The following is a 20,477-nucleotide window of genomic DNA, read 5'->3' as shown; positions in this document are numbered from 1 at the left end:
TCAGGCCGCGCCGCCGTTGGCGAACACGACCTGGCCGTTGATCCAGCGGCCGGGCCCGGCGAGGAAGGCGACGACCTCCGCGATGTCCTCCGGAGTGCCGAGCCTGTTCAGCGGGCTCAGGCCGGCGATCCGGTCGATGACCTGCTGTGACTTGCCCTCGAAGAACAGCTCCGTGGCCGTGGGGCCGGGCGCGACCGCGTTGACCGTGACGTCGCGGTCGCCCATTTCCTTGGCGAGGATCGGGATGAGGGCCTCCACCGCGCCCTTGGTCGCGGCGTACGCGCCGTAGGCCGGCAGGTGCAGGCGGGTGACGCTGGTGGAGAAGGCGACGAAGGCGCCGCCGGGACGGATCCGGCGGGCGGCCTCCTTGGCCGTGACGAACGTGCCCCGCACGTTGATGCGCAACTGCCGGTCCAGCTGGGCCAGGTCCAGCTCCCGGATCGGCTGCAGCGCCATGATCCCCGCTGCGTTGACGACGACGTCGACGGGGCCGAGGCGCTGCTCGACGGTGTCGAAGGCGCCGGCGATCGCGTCCTCGTCGGCCACGTCGGCCTGGAGCGCGATCCCGCGGGCGCCGGCCGCCTCGATCTCGCCGACGGCGGCGTCCGCCTCTTTGGCGTTGGAGGCGTAGAGGACGGCGACGTCCTGGCCCGCCGCGGCGAGCCTGGCGGCGACGGCGCGGCCGATCCCCCGCGAGCCTCCGGTGACGATGGCGGTACGTGATGCGGTGTCCATGAACATTCCCCTTGCTCAACTGCTAACAGCATCAAGTTAGCACTGTGTCGAAGTCGATAACAAGATGCTGTTATCAGTTGATTTATCAGTAAGGGTGAATGCCTGTTAGCATCGCTACATGGCTAGCTCGAGCAAGCGGGACACCATCCTCGACGCCGCAGCGGACCTGCTGGCGCGTGAAGGCAGGGACGCCGTCTCGACCAGGGCCGTCTGCAAGGCCGCCGGCGTGCAGGCGCCCATCCTCTACCGGCTGTTCGGCGACAAGCAGGGCCTGCTGGACGCCGTGGCCAGCCGGGGGCTCACGTCGTACATCGCGGAGAAGCGCCGCATCACGCCCAGCGGAGATCCCGTGGACGACCTGCGGCGCGGTTGGGACGCGCACATCGGATTCGGTCTCGCCGAGCCCGCCCTCTACTCCCTGATCTACGGCAGCCCGCGACCGGGCGCCGAACCCGAAGGGGCCAAGCAGGCCGCGGAGATCCTCGCCGGGCTGGTGCACCGCGTCGCCCTGGCCGGCCGGCTCCGCGTCCCGGAGGAGCGGGCGGCGCGCGTGATCCACGCGGCCGGCCGTGGCACCACGCTGGCCCTGATCGCCACGCCGGAAGCCGACCGCGACATGGAGGCCGCCCGCATCGTCCGCGAAGCCGTCATCCACGCGATCACCGAACCCGCCCCGGCCCCCGATTCCGCGCAAGCCGGCTCAGCGCGGACCGGCGGCGATGTCGTGGCCGGAGCCATCACCCTGAAGGCCGCCCTCGGAGACCTCAAGGTCCTCAGCCCTTCCGAGAGCCAGCTGCTGGGCGACTGGCTCGACCGGATCATCGAGGGCTAATCGCCGACGACTCCGGCGCATGGCGGGCGCGGCCGGAAGCCGGCGGCGCATCACCAGGCCATCGCACCGTGACGGTCGCGGAAGGCCCCGGTCGGCTGCGCCGCGAGGAACTGGCCGAGCTCGCGGGGCTGTCGGTCGACTATGTCGTACGGCTGGAGCAAGGGCGCGCCACCAGCCCTTCCGCACAAGTAGTCGCCGGCCTGGCCAGGGCACTGCAACTGGATCCCGCGGAGCGCGATCACGCGTACCGGCTGGCCGGGCTGCTCCCGCCACGCGAGGGGACGATCTCCACGCACGTCCCGGCAGGCGCGCAACGGATGCTGGCCCGCATCGAGGAGTTCCCCGTGGCGGTGTGCAGTGCCGACTGGACCCTGCTGTCCTGGACCCCCGTGTGGGCGGCGCTGCTCGGCGACCCCAGCGCGCGGACACGGGCCGAGCGGAACCTGGTGCGGGCGGTCTTCACCACCGGCCCCAGCGGGCTCGCCGCCTGGCCCGTGCTCCACGACGGCGACACCCTCAACCGCGCCCTCGTCGCGGACCTGCGCTCCACCAGCGCGGAGTTCGCCCGGCTGTGGGACGAGGGAGCGGTCGGCCGGCACGTCTCGGCCCGCAAGACCATCGTCCACCCGCAGGTCGGGGAGGTGGCAAGGTCGAGGGCTCGCCGAGCACGAGCCGTCAGCAGGCGCTCCAAGGGTTGCCGCAGGGCTGTCTTCTTCCGCTTCCTCAGCATGACGCCTCCGTCCGGGCGGGCACTGGGGCAGTATGGCGGTGCTGATCCGCCCGGCGAGCATCATCCCGTGCGGGGGCGCCAGCCGGCCCATGGGCCTATGCGGGAAGCCGCCAACCAGGCCCGCCAGGTGCCCCCAGCCACACGCGCTGGCTGTCCGTACTGACCGTGAGACCGAAGCCGGACTGGTGCGGGCTGCCCGCGCCCTGCCACGTCAGAATCGCCTCCTCGACCGCGTCCCAGAGCCGGAGCGGGCCGTGTTGGTAGACCGTCCAGCCGCCTGCGGGAGTCGGCTTTGTGTCAGCCCGTGATCCTGTGCTCACATCGATCAGGATGGTGGTGTCCTCACCCCAGGAACACTGCGCCTGGGGCGCGGCGAGTTGGGCCACCCACAGGGCCGTGTCGTTTCGGAGGATCGCAGGATCGATCCTTGACGGGCGGGCCTGGCCGATGCCAGTGATGATCGGCGGGCGCGGCGGTGCCAGATGGGTGCGGGCGGCCATGAAGCACAGATCGTCCTTCAGAAACCGGCCACTGGCCGTACCGTCGTCCGCCACGGTGAGATGCGCGAAGGCGACCCCGCCCATCCAGCCCCACATCGGGGTGGTAATGGTCCCACCGCTCCGGACCTGCCACAGCCACGGCAGCGGGATGACCCTTACCGAACATGTAGAAATCACTTTGTCGTATGCGGCGTTCGCGGCGTAGCCGTTCAGACCGTCCCCCACCACGCACGTGGGGGCGTATCCGACAGCAGAGATCGCCTTCTCGGCCCTGGCCGCCACCAAGGGATCGTATTCGACCGTGGTCACTGCCTTCTCGCCGAGCCGCGCGCACATCAAAGACGTTGAGTAGCCGGTACCGGTGCCGATCTCCAGGACCTTGTCACCCTCACTGATGCGAGCCGTCTCCAGCATCAGCACGACCAGGCTCGGAAGCGTGGAGGAAGAACCAGGCTGCCCGACCACGACGTCAGGGGCGTCCTCCGCGAGAATCCCGCCGACCTGGGTGACCCACGTCTGGTCGGCGTAGGCCAGGCTCAGCCAGTCGTCCTGACTCATCTCCGCCCGCCGGACGGGGACCCACCGATCGGCACGATTCCCATCAGCGCGATACACGACCTCACCGAGGAACGGTTCGCGGGGCACCCTCCGCAGTGCCTCACGCCAACCTGCCGACCCTAGGCGGGCGGCCAGGGTGAGCCGTAGTTCCGTGGCCGTGTCACTCATCGCCACCATCCTTCCGTGAGCACGTCGGCGAAGGCGCGCGCTATCGCATCGGAGTCAGGCAACCATCCCCACTGCCCGTTCGGGTTGCACTCGATGAACGTCCACCCCTCCGACGCGGGATCATGCGTGTCAACAGGCTCCAGAGCGAAATCGAAACATCCGAATGCCAGCCCGAAGCCGTCGAGATAGGCGTGCAGCGCCCTCGTGACCGTTTGGGGAACGGCGATGGGTTCGTGAATCAGCTCATCCCAATTGCCGCGCCGCCAGTCGAGAGCTCCGTCAGGCGTGGTGATCCGGCTCGCGAATACTGATCGCCCGACCACGGTCACCCTGGCATCCGCTGTCTTGTTCACCTCCCGCTGGAACATGTGGGCGGTCAGAGAAACCGAATCGTCAAGGTCCTCTACTCCGATGCGCTGCGTCCAAATAGCAGCCGTATTGCCGTCTGCTGGACTCGGCGCTCCCCGGAACGATTTATAAACGACGGGACTGCATTCGGTGGCGAACTTACGAGCCTGCGCAAGATCATTGGTGATCAGAGTGACCGGAATGGATAGGCCTTTTTGAGCGGCCATGTGCAGCTGAGCAGGTTTGTAGTCCGCGCGGGTGACGGAGGCAGGGCGATTGACATATGTAGCGTTGTGAAGACTGTTCAGAATCCCGCCGAGCCCGTGTCGAGCCTCGGTGGCGGCGAAGTCCCGAGCGTGCCGGGGCAGGTGGGAGAAGCGGGCGGCGTATGGGGTGGGGCGGCGGTAGTACACCGCCCCGATCTCGTCCAAGGCGATGTCTCGGCTCGGTGTCCGGAGACGTCCTTCCCACTGCTTCCGGCCATCTCCCATGCATGCACCGAACATGAGGCCGGAACCGATGTCGGCCGGGTCTACACGCGCGACGCGTGCCTGCCGCTCATTCAATGCTTCGATGACCCGGTTCGCGGTGACGTCTTCCGGCGATGTGATCACCAGGATCACGTTGGACGAGATCGCCATCTGCCCGCCCGATCAGTTGTCGTTCTGGCTGTCGTCGGCGACCTCGGCAGCACCACCAGAGCCGTCCCCGCCTCCTCCCTTGGATTTCGTGACGGTCGCGCCCATCTGAAGCGGGAGGACTTCCCCGCTCGCGTTGTAGAAGCGACTGATCTGGGTCGCGGGGTCGAGGATTGCTCTTTCGTACCAAGGACCTTCTTCGGGACCGTTCACCGTCATCCGCCCCAACCCCCAAGGTGTACGAAGATCCGCGCTTGTGCTCATGCAGCCACCTCCGTGAGACGCATTTGACCAAACTTTAGCGCTCCGCTGCCGACGCCGTCAGGCGTTCATCTCGTTCAAGCGGTTGCACACCTTAGAACGAAATAAATACCGAAGAGCATGCCTTTGACCCACGCGAGGTGCGGCCGTCCTTCTTGGGATGCATTCCGAGTCGCATGGTCATGCGAATGCAGGTCTTTTCGCCGGCGCCTTTGTCAGGTCAGGCGGGCCCTGGCGGCACGCCGTAGCACCAGACTGGTCAGGATCGCCAACGCCATCGCAGCCGTCCCCGCCCGGGCGGCGGTGGTGTAGCCGGTATCGGCGGAAAGGTGGCGCCGGCGCCGGTGTGGGCGGCGAGCACCAGCCCGGTGGCCGCGCTGCCGATCGAGAGCCGCCGAGGCGCTGCTGAAGCTGGTCGACAGCGCGGACCCGCCGCTGCGGCTGCTGCTCGGCAGCATGGTCTACGACCTGGCCTTCGACATCTTCTGGCGGCGGGTGGAGACCTGGGCCGCCTGGGAGCAGGTCAGCCGCGCCGCCGAAGACGCCGTACCCGCCCCGGGAACCGCCGGCTGACCACCGGTCCGGCCGTTCCCGCGCCGACCCCGCCTCGCAGGCACCGCCGGCCACCCGCCACGCCCGGGTGGACCCTCCCACAGGGGGAGACGCCATGCTGGGGGCATGGACGAGGAACTGCTGCCGATCGGGCAGTTCGCCAGGCTCAGCCGGCTGAGCGTCAAGCAGTTGCGGCACTACGCCCAGCTCGGCCTGCTGGTGCCCGCGTACGTCGACGAGCACACCGGCTATCGCTACTTCCGGCACGAGCAGGCGCGGGACGCGCTGTCGATCGGGCTGCTGCGCTCGCTCGACGTCCCGCTCGCCGTCATCGCGCAGGTGCTGTCCGGCACGTCCGGCGTCCTGGAGGAGGTGCACGAGCGGCTGGAAGCCGAGCTGGCCAGGCGCCGGTCGACGCTGGCCGCCCTGGAGCGCGTCATGGCGGAGGGCCTGCCGTCCACCCCCGTCACGGTGGTCACGGAACCGGCGCGGCGCGTGGCGGTGGTCACGACGGCGGCGGCGGATCCGTCACAGATCGGCGCGGCCACCTCGGCCGCCATCGCCGGACTGCTGCGGGCCGGGCCGTCGGACGCCGCTCCCGAGCTCATCGGCCTGTTCCCGCTCGACTTCGGCGAACCCGTCACCATCACCGTCGCCCTGGTCAGCGAGGAGCGGGTGGCGGGGGCCGAGCTCGACGTGCTGCCAGGCGGCCGGTTCGCCCGCGCCACGCACGTCGGCCCCTACGGCCAGATCGGGCTGACCGCGTACGCGCTGCTGTCCTGGTGCGCGGAGCGGCTCTGCCCCGTCCGGGGCCCGATCCGCGAGGTGTACGTGTCCGACCCGGCGACCACCCCGCCCGATCGGCTGATCACCCACCTGATGATCCCTCTGGAGGAGCCGTGACACCGGAAGTGGTCCACCACGGACCCGTCACCTGCCTGAACGTCACCGGGATGGGAGAGCCCGGCGGCGCCGAGCACGTCTCCGCCATCGGCGCCCTGTACGCCGTGGCCTCCGCCATGGGCGGCCCCGCCGGGCCACTGGAGGGACGCTGGTGGGTGGAGGACACCTCCCGGCCGCCACTGGGGGTGCCGCGCGACCAGTGGCGGTGGCATCTGACGCTGCCGCCGCCCGGCGTACCCGAGCCGGGGGCGGCCGAGGCGGCGCGCGAGCTGCTCAGGCAACCGGTGGCACCCGCTGCCGGGTGAGCCCGGGGCCGCCCCGCGCCGATGACGGCTCCCATCGCGATCGCGGGCCTTCCCGGCGATCACAAGGAGGGCGTCGCGGCCAACCTCTGCCAGGTGCTCGACCGCCTGCCCACGGGCGGCTGACCCAGCCTTACCGCCGGCTTGCCGAGCGCCGTGCCGGTGGGCCGCCGTCACAGGCCTTCCGTGCGCTCGGGGGAAAACCTTCTTGGGAACCCCCTCGGGCCGGGCGCCGCACTGCGTGCCTCCGGCCCGCTGGACCCGCCGCAGACCGGGGTCCGGGGCTCGCCGCCGCCAGACCGCCGGGCTGTTCGGGTCGCGCCAAGGCCTCGTGCAGCCGGGGGAGCGTAAGCCGGGTCAGACCTTGCGCCAGCCCGGCACCCAGGCTCCGTCCTCCACCACGTAGTCGCCGAAGAGGGCGGGCGCCTCCTCGCGCATGAGCTCACCGATGCGCTGGAACAGCAGGCGGATCTCCTCCTCCGCGCCGACGGCGGTGCGGGCCTCGATCGTGTGCCGCAGCGTGCGCACGTTGGCGGTCCACACCAGCCCGGTCGCCAGACCCTCGGGTGCGAACCTGCGCATGAACGACGTGCGGTGCTTCTTCTCCGAGAACGGCACGCCTTCCTCGTCGAGCCCGAAATGGCCGGCCATCCACCGCTGGAACTGCTCCAGCTGCTCCAGGACGGCTGTGGCCCGCTTCATCAGCTCGTCGTCCTCCTGCGCCCATTCAGGGAACCAGAACGGCAACTCGTCGAGCCGCACGAACCGCAGCGACTCCTGGGAGATCGCCACGCCGGGACGGTGCCTGACCAGCTCATGGGTGAGGACGCGGCTCACGTTGTGCAGCACGAAGCTGAAGCTGACGTGCTCGAGGACCGAGCCGTGCGCGCTGGCCAGGATGTTACGCAGGTATTCGTCCTGGTCTTTCCTGATCCGGACCACGTTGGGATTGAGCCCCGGCTCGAAGGAGCGGTAGCAGAGCCGGCCGGCGAACTCGGCGAGGTTCTGTGCGTCGAGGTCGCCGCGGTCGAGCCGCTCCAGCCAGCTCTCCCCGCCGACCTCCGCGAGATAGCGGGCCAGTTCGTCGTAGTCGAGCGACGGACGGGCGACGACGAAGACCTGGGGTTCGACAGTGCGCATGGAAATCCCCCGTTTGGAGCGACCGCGTGGTGACGGCCCCAGTCAACCAGCTCCCGGCTCGGCTTCCCATGCTGACCCCGGCAACACGGTGTCCCGGTGCCCAGCGGCCGCCACTAGTCTTGCCGGGTGTTCGCGAACGTCCCGAGCGCCGTCCGCTCCTGGCCGGGCTCCTGGCGTGCTCGCTCCACGTTCGCCAAGGACGGCACGCTGGCGGTGCTGCTCACGCTGCTGGCGTTCGTGCCGACGCTGTCCGCCATCTCGGCGCAGCTCGGCGACCTGCCAGGACGCCCGGCGGACGCGCCGGCCGTGGTGCTGGTCCTGGCACAGTCCGCGCCGCTGGCCGTGCGCCGCCGCCGGCCCGCGGCCTGCCTGGCGGTCATCGGCGCCGCCTTCGCCGCGCACCAGGCGCTGTCCTACCCGCCGACGTTCGCCAGCATCGGCCTCTATCTGGCGGTGTACGCGGCCGGAGCCCACCAGGCGCGGTTCCGTCTCGGCCTCGCCGCGGCGGCGAGCGCCGGCTATGCCGCGCTGGCGGTCGTCCTGAGCAGCCTCGGGTCGCCCACCCGTGTGCAGGACTTCCTCGCGTTCTACCTGACGCTGGTGGTGATCTGGATGGCCGGCGTGGGGATGCGCCGACGGCAGGCGGAGGAGGCCGAACGCCGGCGGCTCGCCGCGGAGGTGGCCAAGGCCGCCGAGCGGGCACGCATCGCCCGCGAGCTGCACGACGTGGTCACGCATCACGTGACCGCCATGGTGGTCCAGGCCGACGCGGCACAGTTCGTGGTCGGCGCGGCGCCCGACCGGGCCGAGGCCGGGCTCGCCTCCATCGGCGACACCGGGCGGCGGGCCCTCACGGAGCTGCGGCACCTGCTCGGCGTGCTGGAGGCGACCGGCGAGTCGGGCGCCGCGGATGACCGCACGCCGGCGCCGGGCAGGATCGGCGACCTCGTCGAGCAGGCCCGCGCGTCCGGCCAGCCCGTCGAGCTGGCCGAGTACGGCGAGCCGCGGCCCCAGGCCGTGGACGTGGAGCTGGCCGCCTACCGGGTGGTGCAGGAGGCGCTCACCAACGCGATGAAACACGCGACAGGACGGCCCACCCGGGTCACGGTGCACCACGACCCCGATCGCATCGCCATCGAGGTGACCAGCGACGGGCCCGCCGGCGCGGCCCCCGCGCCGCCCTCGGGCGGGCGCGGTCTCGACGGGCTGCGCCAGAGGTTGCGCATGCTCGACGGTGACCTGGTCGCCGTGGGCGGGCCCGACGGCGCGTTCACTGTCCGCGCCTCCATCCCCACCAGGAGTTAGGCATGACCGACACCCCGATCAAGGTGCTCATCTGCGAGGACCAGGAGCTCGTGCGGGCCGGATACGTCACCGTCTTCTCCGCCCAGCCCGACATGGAGGTGGTCGGTGAGGCCGCCGACGGCCGCGCGGCGGTGGAGGCGGCGCGGCGGCTGCGCCCGGACATCGTCGTGATGGACATCCGGATGCCCGTCCTCGACGGCATCGAGGCCACCAGGCAGCTGGCCGGCCCTGGCATCGCCGCTCCGGTGAAGGTGCTGGTCGTCACCACCTTCAACGTCGACGAGTACGTCTACGAAGCGCTCAGGGCCGGGGCCGCCGGCTTCCTGCTCAAGGACGCCAGACCGGCGGAGCTGGTCAACGGCGTGCGTACGATCGTCCGCGGCGAGTCCCTGCTGGCCCCCGCCGTCACCCGCACCCTCATCGGCCACTACGCCGACCGCCTGCGCCCCGCCGACACCGCCAACCCGGCCAGGCAGGAGGTCGTACGCGCGCTGACCCCCCGTGAGCTCGAAGTGCTCGTACAGATCGCCGCCGGCCTGTCGAACGCGGAGATCGCCGCGGAGCTGTCCATCACTGTCGAGACCGTGAAGACCTACGTGTCACGGATCCTGACGAAACTCGACCTGCGCGACCGCGTGCAGGCGGTCGTCCTCGCCTACCGGGTCGGGCTCGTCTCCGCCGGCTGAGCCGCGACCCGGTTCGCGCGGCGCCGCCAGCGGCACGACCGCCGGCTGGCGGGCTCATGGGCGACGTCCACGGACCACGTGTGCCAAGATCCTTCCGGGCCGCCCGCCTCGCCGAGGTCGTCGATTCGGGAGGCGGGCGCTCGCCGGAACGGTAGACGACCGACGGACAAGGAGTCTCGCTCGACTCAGGTGCCGGGGCGTAGCTCGGCCAGTTCGGCTTCGGTGAAGCCGGCCAGGATGCGATCTTCGACGTTGAGCGGCATCGGGCTGACGGTGGGCCAGTTCGCGGCGGCCAGGAGCCGGCGGGTCTCCGCGTCGAGGGCGGCGACGGCTTCGTCGCTGCCGAGCAGCTCGCGGAGCCAGCGGTTGCCGTTGCCGACATGGGTGACCTCGTCCGCGTTGATGTAGTCGAAGAGCAGGGCGGTGCGTTCGTCGCCCATCTTCTTGAGGGCGCGGTAGATCACCATGCCGCCGTCCAGGCCGATGCCCTCGCCCATGCGCTGTTCGATGTTGATGCGTTCGGGCAGCGTGCGGCCGAGGGTGAACTTGTCCCACACGTCGAATTTGATGGGATGGTCGCCGATCCGGCCGCCGAGCTCGGAGATGCGGTTGGCTATCAACTCGAAGTGACGCCCTTCGTCGCGAACCTGTTTGGCCAGGTCGTACCGCAGGCCCCATGGGGCCTCGGGATGATGGGCGATGAGGGCCGCGCAGATCTCGGCAGCGCAGATCTCGATGCCGAAGATCATGTCGTGCAGGTGCCGGACGAGTCCGGAAGCCGAGGAAGCGCCTTCGGTGAGTCCGGCCTCCCGGCCGGGCCGGCGGGGAATCGACTCCAACGCGGACAGCGTCGGAGGGACCTGCTCGTTCCGGTCCAGGCCCTCGATGCCGCGCGCGAGTTCACCCCTCCCACCGGATGTGGCGCCGCCGGTCGGCGGGGTGAGCTTGTCCAACTGCTCCGCCACGCTCTTCAGACACGACACCGAAGCCTCGTCCGCCAACTGGTCATGCCGGGCCTGGCAGAGACAGACGACGTCGCGCAGCTCGGGAAACGCCTGCGACACCAGGAGGTCGTACTGCTCCGCCGGGTCGCTGATCCGGATCAAGCCGTTGGTGAACTCGGCGTATCCGGCGACAGGCGTCATCGCCTCGGCGGAGGAACGGAGGCCGGGCAACCGCCGGCCGATGTGGTCGGCCGCCTGCGCGAGGCTCCATACGTCGCGGGAGAGGGCCACCTTGGTCTGAGAGTCGGCGATCCTTACCAGCACGCCGGCCGAGATCTCCAGCAGGCGGACGCACGCGTACCGGAGAATCTGCAGTGACCGGCGGCTCTCCGCCACATCAGGGGGAGCTTTCTCCGTCATTCAGAACCCCCATTCCTGGCGGTCACCATACGAGCCACATCATTCGTGCTGACCACATTGACCGGTCGTTCCGGCCGAACCCGCGTGAGGATCCTTGTTTCGTGCGTTTCCTGGCTCATTCCTCGAGTATCACCAGAGCTCGCCCTCGAATCAGCGTGCTGTGACCGGCAGGTTTCTGCCTGGCAGCAACCGTCCATTTCTCATCAGGCTGGTCGGTCATGGACAGGAGCCGCCTGTGGCAGGAAATGACCACTGCCGAAGGCGGTGGTGGAAATGTTCTCTTTGAGGGCGTGACGCGGTTGCCCACCGGTTCCGGGAGCCTGACCATGTACCGCGTTCTCATCGTGGTGGACACGCCCGGCCGGCGCGCATCGGAAGCCGGCTTGCGTGCTGTCTTCACCGATTCAGCCGCCGGTAACGACTGCACGGAGCACATCTTCATGGACGCGCGGGACGGCCTGCTCGTCCTGGTCGTGTATCTCCGCGCCGCGGACTCCGACGCGGCCCGCCGCACGTCCGAGCACCTGTGCCGTCGTGCGATGGCCGTCGCCATGCCGCCGGACGCCCTCTGGATGATCCGGTCGGCGATCGTCCTCTGACAGGTGACCTACTCGAGGTCGTCCTGGTCGATCCAGCCCAGGGCGACGGCTCGCGCGCCGACCTGGAATCTGCTCTTCGCGTCGAGCCTTTCCTGGAGCGCGGACACGGTGCGCCTGACCGTGCGGACCGACACGCCGAGCCGCCTGGAGACCATCTCGTCCGTATGGCCCAGGCCGAGGAGTCTCAGGACCTGCTTCTCCTGTGCGGTCCGCCCGTCGTCGTGCCGCCGCCGCCGTGCGCCGAACGGCGCCGCGTTCTTCCACGCGAAGTTGAACAACGCGACCAGTCCCGTGAGCAGGCCGGGGCTGGCGACCTCCACGGCGGCGGCGCAGGGCCTGTCCATGTCGACGGGCACCACCGCGATCCGCCGGTCCACGATGAGCATGCGCATGGGGAGCACGGGGGTCGTGCGGACCTCGCCTCCCATGTCGCAGAGCCACTGGGCGTAGGCGCAGGTCGCCGGGTCGTTACGGACGCTGTCCAGGTAGATGGTGCGCAGCCGGACCCCGCGGTCGATCGCGTCCCTGTCCAGCGGCCTGGTGGCGGCCAGGCTCGCTTCCGGCTGGGCGCCGCCGTACATGAAGGAAGCGGCCTCCCATGTGCAGGTCTCGGCCAGCTCGCGGAGCCTTGCTCTGACGGTGTCGACGCCCTCGATCCGGTCGACCCCGGTTGCGGACGTGTGCACGCGGCTCTCCGCGTACATGTCCAGCAGCGCCGTAAGCGAGGCCCTGCTCTCCTCGAGCTCCTGCTGCCGCTTGGCGATCTCAGCCTGCTGCCGGGCGAGCAGGGCGGCGAGCCCGGTCTTGGGGTCGACAGGCACGAGAACCTCGGGAGCGGATCCGGAGATACGCAGTAAGGACATGCGTGCCAGGTCGTCCAGGGCCTGACGGACCTGGCCTTCCTCCATGTCGAGGTTCCGCATCAGGTCTTCGACCCCGGCCTGGGGATGTTCGAGCATCGCGAGGTACACCGATTCGGCGACATCGTTGATGCCCAACGCCTCGAACATGAGCCCTCCCAGTGCGTTTCCCATGTCTGGACTGCTCCGTTCCGCCCTGTTTAGCGGGAGGCGATATGAGGCCGGTATGAAATCGGCACAACGTCGGTATACGTCCGGCAGCGGTGGGGGTGGCCGTTTCATGCCATAGGCAGCATTTGACCACTTACGCGGGCGAACTCGAGCGTCCAACGATGGAGGCCGCCGGCAACACCGCTGATGTTTGCCACGGGAGGGTTTCCGTGCCTTCTTCTGCACCATTCGACAACATGTTCGCCGAGCCTGTAGTAAGGCCTCTGGAACTCGGCGACCTCTTGAGAGAGCATCGGGAGCAACGTGGACTGAGCCAGCAGCATCTGGCGGATCTGTCCACAGTAAGCGTTCGCACCGTTCGCAATATCGAATCCGGGTGCATCAGAAAGCCGCGGCGGCAGACCCTCGACCTGCTCGCCGACACGCTCAAGCTGGACAGAATCTCGTGCGCCCTGCTGAACGACGTCGCCGCGCGAGCCGAGCCCGCCGACGGCGGCCTTGATCCCCGCCCGCCGCACCCCTTCAGTTCGTTCATCGGCCGCCTCGGTGACCGAGACACCGTCAGCCGTACGCTGACCGCCGGAGACAGCCGGCTCGCGGTGATCAGCGGCCTCGGCGGCGTGGGGAAGAGCCGGCTGGCCATGGAAGTGGCGCTGCGTCTGCGTGAACAGCACGGCTGGCCCGTCCTCTGGGTCCCCTTGGGGGAGGGTGCGGACGGCGGGCTGCCCCAGGCGCCCGCCGTGGTCGTCGCCCTGGACGCGATCCGCGGTGATGCCGGATCGAGCGCCAGGCTGGCCCGGCTGATCGGCGGCAACGACGCGTTGATCGTTCTGGACGGGCTGTCCGGAGGCTCCTCCGTCGAGGGCTTCGCCTTCGCCCTCCTCCGCGCCTGTCCGCGGCTGCGGGTGCTGGCCACGACGGCCGCCCCGTGGCGTGCCAGGGGAGCGCTGTCGCTCCGGCTGGCACCGCTCGCCGTCCCGCCGAGAGACATCGGGAATGCTCCTGCCCGGCTTGCGGAGACGGATTCCGTCCGGCTGTTCTTCGACCGCATGCACCAGGGGCGAACCGGTTCGGGCCGACCCGATGCGGACCCGGCGGCCGTGGCCGAGGTGTGCCGGCGCCTGGACGGCATCCCGCTCGCCCTGGAGATCGCGGCCGCCCGCAGCGCGGAGCTCAGCGTGGAAGTGCTGCTCCACGACCTGGTCACGGCCGCGGACAGTACGTCGGACCAGGCGTTGCCCGGCGAGTTCGGTCCCGTCTGGGAAGCGATCGCGAACAGCTGCGATGTCCTGACGGGCCCCCAGCGCGAACACGCACGCCGGCTGGCCCGGAGCGCCGTGCGGTGGTCCATCGAGAACGTCGCGGCCGAGCTGGGGCTTTCCGTCTCCGCCGCCATCGACCTGGCCGACGCGATGGCCGCGGCCGGCCTCGTACGCGTGGAGAACCGCGGTACGTCACCGGAGATCGTCCTGCTGAACCTGGTGCGTCGCGTCCTGCTGGCCTCCATACCGTGATCGGAGATGGCGAGAGCCTCATGGAACCATCCCTGGCCGCCGCCGGCGCCGTGGTCCTCGACGATGTCATCGAAGCGGCTGAACGGCTGGAACCACACCTTCCCCGTACCCCGTTGCGCCGGCTGCGGACGGCCGGGAACCGGCCGGTCTGGCTCAAGACGGAACACGGGCAGCCCACGGGCTCCTTCAAGATCCGCGGAGCGCTCTTCGCGATGTTGAAGCTCCACGACGCGAGGGCGCTGCCAGGCGCGGTCGCGACGTCCTCGGGCAATCACGGACGTGCGGTCGCCCATGCCGCCGCGCTCCTGAAGGTCGCGGCGACCGTCGTGGTCCCGCACAGCGCACCGCAGGTGAAGATCGACGCGCTCAGAGCGCTCGGCGCCGACGTCGTCGTCACCGACCCCGACTCCCTGGACGCCGTCGCCGTGGACATCCGCGATCGGCGCGGTCTCGCGCTGATCGGCTGCGACCTGCCCGAGGTCATCGCCGGGCAGGGCACCGTGGGCCTGGAACTGGCGGCGCAGTGCCGGGAACTGAGCACGGTCTACCTGCCCACGGGCACGGGAAGCCTGCTGGCGGGTACGGCGGTCGCCCTCAAAGGGCTGGGGACGACCAGGGTTATCGGGGTCGAGCCGGAACTGGCGGCGGACGCCTGCGAGAGTTTCCGGCGGGGGGAGTTGACCGCCTGGCCTGTCGCCGACACCTACAGAACCGTCGCGGACGGGTTGCGGGTGCCCAGCCTGGGGCACTACGCGTGGCCGCTGGTGCGCAGGCTCGCCGATGCCATGGAGACCGTCTCGGAGACGGAGATCACCCGGGCGGCGCGTCTGCTCGCCGAGTCCGAGGGCATCGTCGCGGAGCCCAGCGGGGCCGTCGCCTGCGCGGCGATGCTGCGGGGGCGTAGCAGGGACCGCGGACCGGTGGCGGCCGTGATGTCGGGCGGCAACGCCGGCCCCGCCTGGCATCGCTCCCTGCTCGATCCGCGGTAGTGCCGGAAATGCCGCATCTTGCCGAAGTAGTTGCCGGTTGTCAGATGCGGCGAATTCTATGCTCGAAACAGCAGGGATAAACGAAGGAGGTGTCAAAATGTTGAAGTCAAAGGTCATTGAGATGACCGCCCCCGAGGGCAACCCGTGCTCCCGGTCCGGGCACATGGTCGAATCCGACTTCGCGGATTTCGGAGATTTCGAGCAGGAGCTGATCAGCGCCATCGCTGACGGCCGGCAGGACAACGACTAGTCGCATAGTCGTCGATGCAGCAAGGGGCGGCGCTCCCCGGCCCGACAGATCGGTGGGCGCCGCCTGACCCGCGTGTGACGATTCTCAAGGATCTGCGCCCATGGCCGACGACCTCAGCACCAGCAGGGGATCGAGTAAAACTTCCCTGCCCTTTCCTGTCAGATTCCAGCCGAAAATGCCGAGCACTGAACAGCAGGTCGACCAGGTGCGCAAGGTCCGCCTCGGATCCGACCCGCTGGCACTGTACGTCCACGTGCCGTTCTGCGTGACGCGATGCTATTTCTGCGATTTCGTTACCGTCGTCGGGAAGAGCGTGACTCCCGAATTGATCGACCGGTACGCCGGAGCGCTGAACACGGAGCTGGATTTCTACGCCGAGGACGGCACCTTCGGCGCCGCCTCGTTCGAGACCGCCCAACTCGGTGGCGGAACACCCACCATGTTGAGCCCCCGCCAGCTGGACGACCTGCTGGCTCGGATGCGGCACTACCTCAGGGGCAACCCGGATGCGGAAATACTGGTCGAGGGATTCCCCACGTCCGTGACCCCGGACAAGCTGGAGGTCCTCAAAACCGCCGGCAACATCAAGTTCAACATGGGCGTGCAGACCTTCAACGACGAGGTGCTGGAGGCCGTCGGACGCCGGCACGAGCGTGACGACGCGATGCGCGCCATCACCCAGTCGAAACAGGCCGGTCTGCCCTCCGTCGGCATCGACCTGATCTACGGCCTGCCCGGCGGCGGAACCGAGGTGATCGCGGCGGACGTACGGACGGCCCTCGACTTCGAGGTTGACCACATCGCGCTGTACCCGTTGTGGGTCTATCCGCAGACGCGCCTCAACTCGCTCATCGCGACCGGCAGGCGGTCCGGCACGGAGTTCTTGGAGCGGCAGGAGCAACTGCTGGTCGCGGACTCGATGTTGCGGGCCGCCGGGTACGAGAGATACACGAGCTTCCATTACAGCCGCGGCCCCGAGCACCACCACCAGTACGGGCTGTGGCAGATGAGGGGACGGGACTGGCTGGGAGTGGGGCAGGCGGCCGCGAGCCAGCTGAACGACGTGGTCTACGAGAACGATCGCAACATCAACAGGTACGTGGCACTGGCCGGCACCCGCGCCGAGACCGCCGTGACGGCCGATCACCTGGACCATCGGGCGCGGATGGTCCGGCACCTCTCCTACGGCATTCGCGAACGGCGGTATCCACTCCACGCGTTCGAGGCCCGGTTCGGCGCATCGCCGCACGACGTCTTCGGACCCGAGATCGAGTGGATGGTCGCCGAGGAGCTGGTCGACGCGACTCCCGACCATCTGGAGCTCACCTTGCAGGGAGTTCTACGGCTGGGCGACATCGAAGAGGTGCTGGCGCCCGCCGATCCCTCTGTGGCGGAAGCGGGGGCGTGTTGTGGCTGACGACACAGGAAACTGGTACGGGGACGAACTGGCCGCCCTCTACGATCACTCCCCGCTGCTGGCCGACGGGGAGGGCAACCCGGCGATCGACCACCTCCGTTCGCTCGCGGCCAAGTACGGCGGCCCGGTGCTCCAGATCGGGGTGGCGACCGGCCGGTTCGCCCTCCCGCTCGCCAGGGACGGTCACGAGGTCGTCGGGATCGACGTCTCAGAAAGCATGCTCGGCGCCGTACGCCGCCGGATGGCGGCAGAGCCCGCCGACGTGCGACGGCGGCTGTCGTTGACCACGGGCGACATGCGCGACCTCGACCTCGGCCGGCGCTTCCCGCTCATCACGATGCCGGGGAACGTTTTCCTCTACAACCTGACGCAGCGCGACCAGCTGGCGACGCTGGCGGCCATGCGCCGCCACCTCACCGATGACGGGGCCGTGGTCATCGACGTCTTCACGCCGGATCTCCGCCTCCTGGCCGACGGGTCGGCCGCCGTGCAGTCCCACCGGTTCCAGACCCCCGACGGCGCGGAATACCTGGCGGAGCAGACCGTGCTGGTGGAGCCGCTCAGCCAGCGGGAGAAACTCCGCATGACGCACCGGCGGATCGGGCCCGACGGGGTGCTCGGCCCCGCGCTGTTCACGGAACTGACCATGCGTTACGTGTATCCGGCGGAGATGTTGCTGCTGCTCAAGGCCGCCAGGTTGCGCCTGTGCGAACTGGTGGGCGACTACGCCACCGGACAACGGAAGTCAGCGTATGACGGCCCGCAAGTCGTCGTGGCAAGGCGAGGTGAGTGACTTGACCATCTACAAGCAGTCGAAATACGGGCACGTGCTGCGCCAGGAGGCGGGTGTCACGTTCTTCAACAGCCTGACGCTCGAGGTGCTCGAGGGCGATCAGGACGACGCGGAAGTGTGGCGTTCGTTCGAGCGGCCGCGCCCGATCGAAGCCGCGTCAGCGGCGACGGAGCAGGTGCTCGTGGACTCCGGCCTGCTGGTTCCCGTGGACCGTGTCGAAGAGCGCCGCCTGCTCGACAAGCTCACCGACATTCGCCTGACGCAGCGGAAGACCCGCGACGGCAAGTTCAGTTTCCTCCGCATGTCCCTGACGGAGCGGTGCAACCTGAAATGTGACTACTGCTTCGTCGAAGAGGTCATCTACAAGGACCTGCCCAAACAGCCGGCCCCGGCCGAGCGTTTTCTCGAGCATGTCGAATGGCTGATCCAGCAGAACCCCGGCGGGTGGCCGACCGTGCAGTATTTCGGCGGGGAGCCGATGCTGAGGTGGGATCTGATCCAGGACACCACCCGCGTGCTCGAAGAGGCCGTCGCGGCCGGGCGCATCGCGGGATTCACCCACGAGATGACCACGAACGGCACGTTGATGACCGCCGAACGCGCCCGGTGGCTGGCCGAACACGACATCAGCCTCACCATCAGCCTGGACGGCTGGAAGGAGATCAACGACCGCCATCGCGTGTTCCACAACGGCCGCGGCAGCTACGACCTGGTGATCAAGGCGGTGAAGGAGATACGGGCCGCCGGCGGTGAGCCACGCTTCCTCATCACCCTGTTGCCCGAGACCGTGGAGATCCTGCCGAAAATCGTCCGTTTCGTGGTCGAGGAGCTCGGCGCGAGGAGCGTGGCGGTGAACGCCCCACAGCCGACGGCGGACGGCTGGGAGGTGGACGGACTGTTGCTCTCCCGCTCCGTACAGGAGTCATGGCTGTTCTGCAACAGCCGCGGGGTGGAGTTCCACTCGCTGGGCGCCTTCCTGGTGGAGCTCATCAACAAGCGCAGGCCGCAGCCCGACCGCTGTTTCGACGGCAACCCGACGGGCACGGAAGCGCACTGGGGCGGATACGTCGCAGCGGACGGGTCGCTGTCGTTCTGCATCGTGTGGCACCAGGACGAACGGGTCACCACCCCGAGCGTGCACCAGATCTCCAAGAAGCGCGTGGCCGACTGGCACTACGACGCCACGACCGTGGACGACTGCGACGGCTGCATCGCCGGCATGGTGTGCGGCGGACCCTGCACACTTGAGCGCCTCTTCAACGGCGGCGGTCTCAACCCCGACCGCTGCAAGTTCTTCAAGACCATGGTGCCCTTCGTGCTCACCCGGCCTTCGATCGGCACGCAACCATGACCCCCCGGACCATGGCCGCCGACGCGGCGGCTGCGCCGCCGGGCAGCAAGATCCGCGTGTGCGGCTGGGTGACCGGCCGGACCGCGGACACCGTACAGGTGGCCGACTCGACCGGGTCGGTGGCCGTCGTGCCGTGCGCCGAACTCGCCGGAGTCCGGACCGGCGACGCCGTCGAGGTGCGGGCGACCAGGTCGGCCACGGGGTTCGTCGGAGCGTCGGCACGTGTGTGGCCCGCGACGGCCGCCCTGCCGGAGGACGTGAACGGGAGCGATTCGCCGTACTCCTATCTCAGGTTCCGGAGCGGCGAGGCGGTCGACCTGCTCAGAGCCGCCGATCGGGCGGTCACGGTCGCCAGGAGCCATCTGGCGGAGCACTACTTCGTCGAGGCCAACACGCCGCAACTCTGGCGGGCCACCAGGGAGTACGGCGAGTCGGAACTGCGGGTGACCGACCCCGCCGACCCGGAATCGGGGAGCTGGCTGCTGCAGTCGCCCACCGTGCCGGCGATGTTGTGCGCGATCGGCGGCATAGACCGCGCCTTCCAGTTCAGCCGGTGCTTCCGCACGGAACCGAGCGCGTCACCGCTCAAGGCGTACGAGTTCACCCAGCTCAACCTCGCGGTCACGTTCACCTCGGTGGAGGAGCAGTTCCGCCTCCTGGAGGGCCTGTTCGAGAGGGTGAGCAGCGCCCTGGGCCTCCCCTCGTGGGGAAGGGCGCCGTTTCCCGTCATCGACTACGACGCCTGCATGCGCAGGTTCGGCTCGGACACCCCCGACTACCGCTACGCCGCCTTCCCCACGCCCGTGCTGGACGGGGATGCCTTCGGCCGCCCCGGCCAGCGGATTCGGGCGCTCGTCGTCCCCGAGTGCGGCGCGGACGTCGCGAATGCGCTGCGGAGCATGGCCGAACGGCACCTGGGCGCGGAAGCGGTCTTCCAGCACGGCGCCGACGGGGCGGGCACGCTCGGCACCCTGATCCCCGACGTCCCGTCCGGGCCGGTGGCGCTGGTGGGGTGCGCGGACGGAGCGCGAGCCGAATCCTTCGTCCGCATCCTCGCGCAGACCCTCTACCCGCTCGTCACGAACGAGCAGCCGCCCGCGTTCGGCCCGGTGTGGATCCGGCGCCAGCCGTTCCTGTCCGACGAGAAGCGGGAGGAGCACTCGCACCACAGCAGGTGCCTCTTCGGCCGGCGAGTGGGCCCCGAGGGAGAACTCTCCGACTCGTACGACCTGGTCGTCAACGGTGTCGAGTTGCTGAGCGGCAGCCAGAACGAAGTGGATCACGGGCAGGCGCTGAAGAACTTCTCCGACGCGGGAGTGGCGGACCCGGAGGAGACGTACGGGTACTACCTCGATGCTCTCCGGTTCGGCGCGCCGCCGCTGCACAACACCTCGATCGGGTGGGAACGGCTCATGGCCCTGCTGCTCGGCGTCCCCATGCGAGATGTCATGATCATGCCGAAGACGGGATCGGGGCAGTGCCCGGTCACCGGGCTGCCGGTCAAGGGCTGA

The 20,477-nt window shown here is 69.3% G+C and carries 21 protein-coding genes; 14 read left to right on the top strand and 7 right to left on the bottom strand.

Translation table 11 applies throughout. From position 1 onward, the window contains the following. Window positions 1-735 carry an SDR family oxidoreductase gene (locus ABGA98_RS19155; protein WP_347619684.1) on the bottom strand — a complete coding sequence of 245 codons (735 nt, stop codon included), beginning with the start codon at window positions 733-735 and terminating at the stop codon, window positions 1-3. Between the two features lie 118 nt (window positions 736-853). Between ABGA98_RS19155 and ABGA98_RS19150 the strand changes: the two genes are divergently transcribed. Continuing rightward, window positions 854-1,567 (top strand): TetR/AcrR family transcriptional regulator, encoded by a 714-nt coding sequence (locus ABGA98_RS19150; RefSeq protein WP_347619683.1) that lies wholly within the window; start codon window positions 854-856, stop codon window positions 1,565-1,567. Window positions 1,568-1,635: 68 nt separating this feature from the next. Further along, window positions 1,636-2,460: a helix-turn-helix transcriptional regulator gene (locus tag ABGA98_RS19145; protein WP_347619682.1), complete on the top strand. Its 825-nt coding sequence runs from the start codon at window positions 1,636-1,638 to the stop codon at window positions 2,458-2,460. Here the strand turns inward: ABGA98_RS19145 and tgmC are convergent. From tgmC to tgmA, 3 genes are read right to left on the bottom strand one after another with little or no spacing between them, the layout of a single operon-like run. Beyond that, window positions 2,393-3,523 (bottom strand): ATP-grasp peptide maturase system methyltransferase, encoded by a 1,131-nt coding sequence (gene tgmC, locus ABGA98_RS19140; protein WP_347619681.1) that lies wholly within the window; start codon window positions 3,521-3,523, stop codon window positions 2,393-2,395. The two genes, ABGA98_RS19145 and tgmC, sit on opposite strands and share 68 nt — an antisense overlap. Then, window positions 3,520-4,512 carry an ATP-grasp ribosomal peptide maturase gene (gene tgmB, locus ABGA98_RS19135; protein WP_347619680.1) on the bottom strand — a complete coding sequence of 331 codons (993 nt, stop codon included), beginning with the start codon at window positions 4,510-4,512 and terminating at the stop codon, window positions 3,520-3,522. Before tgmB ends, tgmC begins: the two co-directional genes overlap by 4 nt. Window positions 4,513-4,524: 12 nt before the next feature. Beyond that, complete coding sequence (gene tgmA / locus ABGA98_RS19130) at window positions 4,525-4,773, bottom strand: putative ATP-grasp-modified RiPP (RefSeq protein ID WP_347619679.1); 249 nt, start codon at window positions 4,771-4,773, stop codon at window positions 4,525-4,527. A 675-nt stretch (window positions 4,774-5,448) separates the two neighbouring features. Between tgmA and ABGA98_RS19125 the strand changes: the two genes are divergently transcribed. Together ABGA98_RS19125 and ABGA98_RS19120 are read left to right on the top strand one after the other, a co-directional pair. Beyond that, window positions 5,449-6,225 carry a MerR family transcriptional regulator gene (locus tag ABGA98_RS19125; RefSeq protein WP_347619678.1) on the top strand — a complete coding sequence of 259 codons (777 nt, stop codon included), beginning with the start codon at window positions 5,449-5,451 and terminating at the stop codon, window positions 6,223-6,225. Then, entirely contained in the window at window positions 6,222-6,530 is a 309-nt protein-coding gene (locus tag ABGA98_RS19120; protein WP_347619677.1) for a hypothetical protein, read from the top strand. The genes ABGA98_RS19125 and ABGA98_RS19120 overlap by 4 nt, the downstream gene beginning before the upstream one ends. 354 nt (window positions 6,531-6,884) lie before the next feature. Here the strand turns inward: ABGA98_RS19120 and thyX are convergent, their stop codons facing one another. Further along, window positions 6,885-7,667 (bottom strand): FAD-dependent thymidylate synthase, encoded by a 783-nt coding sequence (thyX, locus tag ABGA98_RS19115; RefSeq protein ID WP_347619676.1) that lies wholly within the window; start codon window positions 7,665-7,667, stop codon window positions 6,885-6,887. Between the two features lie 126 nt (window positions 7,668-7,793). Here thyX and ABGA98_RS19110 point away from each other — a divergent pair, with 126 nt between their 5' ends. Then, entirely contained in the window at window positions 7,794-8,972 is a 1,179-nt protein-coding gene (locus ABGA98_RS19110) for a histidine kinase (protein WP_347619675.1), read from the top strand. Between the two features lie 2 nt (window positions 8,973-8,974). Further along, window positions 8,975-9,658 (top strand): response regulator transcription factor, encoded by a 684-nt coding sequence (locus tag ABGA98_RS19105; RefSeq protein ID WP_347619674.1) that lies wholly within the window; start codon window positions 8,975-8,977, stop codon window positions 9,656-9,658. Between the two features lie 185 nt (window positions 9,659-9,843). Here the strand turns inward: ABGA98_RS19105 and ABGA98_RS19100 are convergent, their stop codons facing one another. Next, the gene (locus ABGA98_RS19100; protein ID WP_347619673.1) at window positions 9,844-11,022 is read right to left on the bottom strand and encodes a DUF455 family protein; all 1,179 of its coding nucleotides are present in this window, start codon (window positions 11,020-11,022) and stop codon (window positions 9,844-9,846) included. A 218-nt stretch (window positions 11,023-11,240) separates the two neighbouring features. On the opposite strand from ABGA98_RS19100, the gene ABGA98_RS19095 reads away from it, so the two are divergent. Next, window positions 11,241-11,621, top strand: coding sequence for a hypothetical protein (locus tag ABGA98_RS19095; RefSeq protein ID WP_347619672.1), 381 nt, complete (start codon window positions 11,241-11,243; stop codon window positions 11,619-11,621). Window positions 11,622-11,629: 8 nt separating this feature from the next. Here ABGA98_RS19095 and ABGA98_RS19090 read toward each other — a convergent pair whose 3' ends face one another. Further along, window positions 11,630-12,655, bottom strand: a complete 1,026-nt coding sequence (locus ABGA98_RS19090; RefSeq protein ID WP_347619671.1) for a LuxR C-terminal-related transcriptional regulator — start codon at window positions 12,653-12,655, stop codon at window positions 11,630-11,632. Window positions 12,656-12,813: 158 nt separating this feature from the next. Between ABGA98_RS19090 and ABGA98_RS19085 the strand changes: the two genes are divergently transcribed. The 7 genes from ABGA98_RS19085 to ABGA98_RS19055 all read left to right on the top strand — a co-directional run bounded on the left by ABGA98_RS19085 (window position 12,814) and on the right by ABGA98_RS19055 (window position 20,477). Then, on the top strand, window positions 12,814-14,166 hold the full coding sequence (locus ABGA98_RS19085; RefSeq protein ID WP_347619670.1) for a helix-turn-helix domain-containing protein: 1,353 nt from the start codon (window positions 12,814-12,816) through the stop codon (window positions 14,164-14,166). 20 nt (window positions 14,167-14,186) lie between these two features. Then, window positions 14,187-15,155: a threonine/serine dehydratase gene (locus ABGA98_RS19080; RefSeq protein ID WP_347619669.1), complete on the top strand. Its 969-nt coding sequence runs from the start codon at window positions 14,187-14,189 to the stop codon at window positions 15,153-15,155. A 97-nt stretch (window positions 15,156-15,252) separates the two neighbouring features. After that, complete coding sequence (locus tag ABGA98_RS19075; RefSeq protein ID WP_347619668.1) at window positions 15,253-15,405, top strand: hypothetical protein; 153 nt, start codon at window positions 15,253-15,255, stop codon at window positions 15,403-15,405. A 175-nt stretch (window positions 15,406-15,580) separates the two neighbouring features. Further along, window positions 15,581-16,822 carry a coproporphyrinogen-III oxidase family protein gene (locus tag ABGA98_RS19070; RefSeq protein ID WP_347619667.1) on the top strand — a complete coding sequence of 414 codons (1,242 nt, stop codon included), beginning with the start codon at window positions 15,581-15,583 and terminating at the stop codon, window positions 16,820-16,822. Next, entirely contained in the window at window positions 16,815-17,615 is an 801-nt protein-coding gene (locus ABGA98_RS19065) for a class I SAM-dependent methyltransferase (RefSeq protein ID WP_347619666.1), read from the top strand. The genes ABGA98_RS19070 and ABGA98_RS19065 overlap by 8 nt, the downstream gene beginning before the upstream one ends. A 1-nt stretch (window position 17,616) precedes the next feature. Further along, on the top strand, window positions 17,617-18,966 hold the full coding sequence (locus ABGA98_RS19060) for a radical SAM protein (protein ID WP_347619665.1): 1,350 nt from the start codon (window positions 17,617-17,619) through the stop codon (window positions 18,964-18,966). Continuing rightward, window positions 18,963-20,477, top strand: coding sequence for an amino acid--tRNA ligase-related protein (locus ABGA98_RS19055; protein ID WP_347619664.1), 1,515 nt, complete (start codon window positions 18,963-18,965; stop codon window positions 20,475-20,477). Before ABGA98_RS19060 ends, ABGA98_RS19055 begins: the two co-directional genes overlap by 4 nt.

It is taken from the genome of Nonomuraea sp. B1E8, from assembly GCF_039871515.1.
GTDB lineage: Bacteria > Actinomycetota > Actinomycetes > Streptosporangiales > Streptosporangiaceae > Nonomuraea.
The sequence above is the reverse complement of the archived record's forward strand: the minus strand, read 5'-3'. Positions and strand labels throughout refer to the sequence as shown.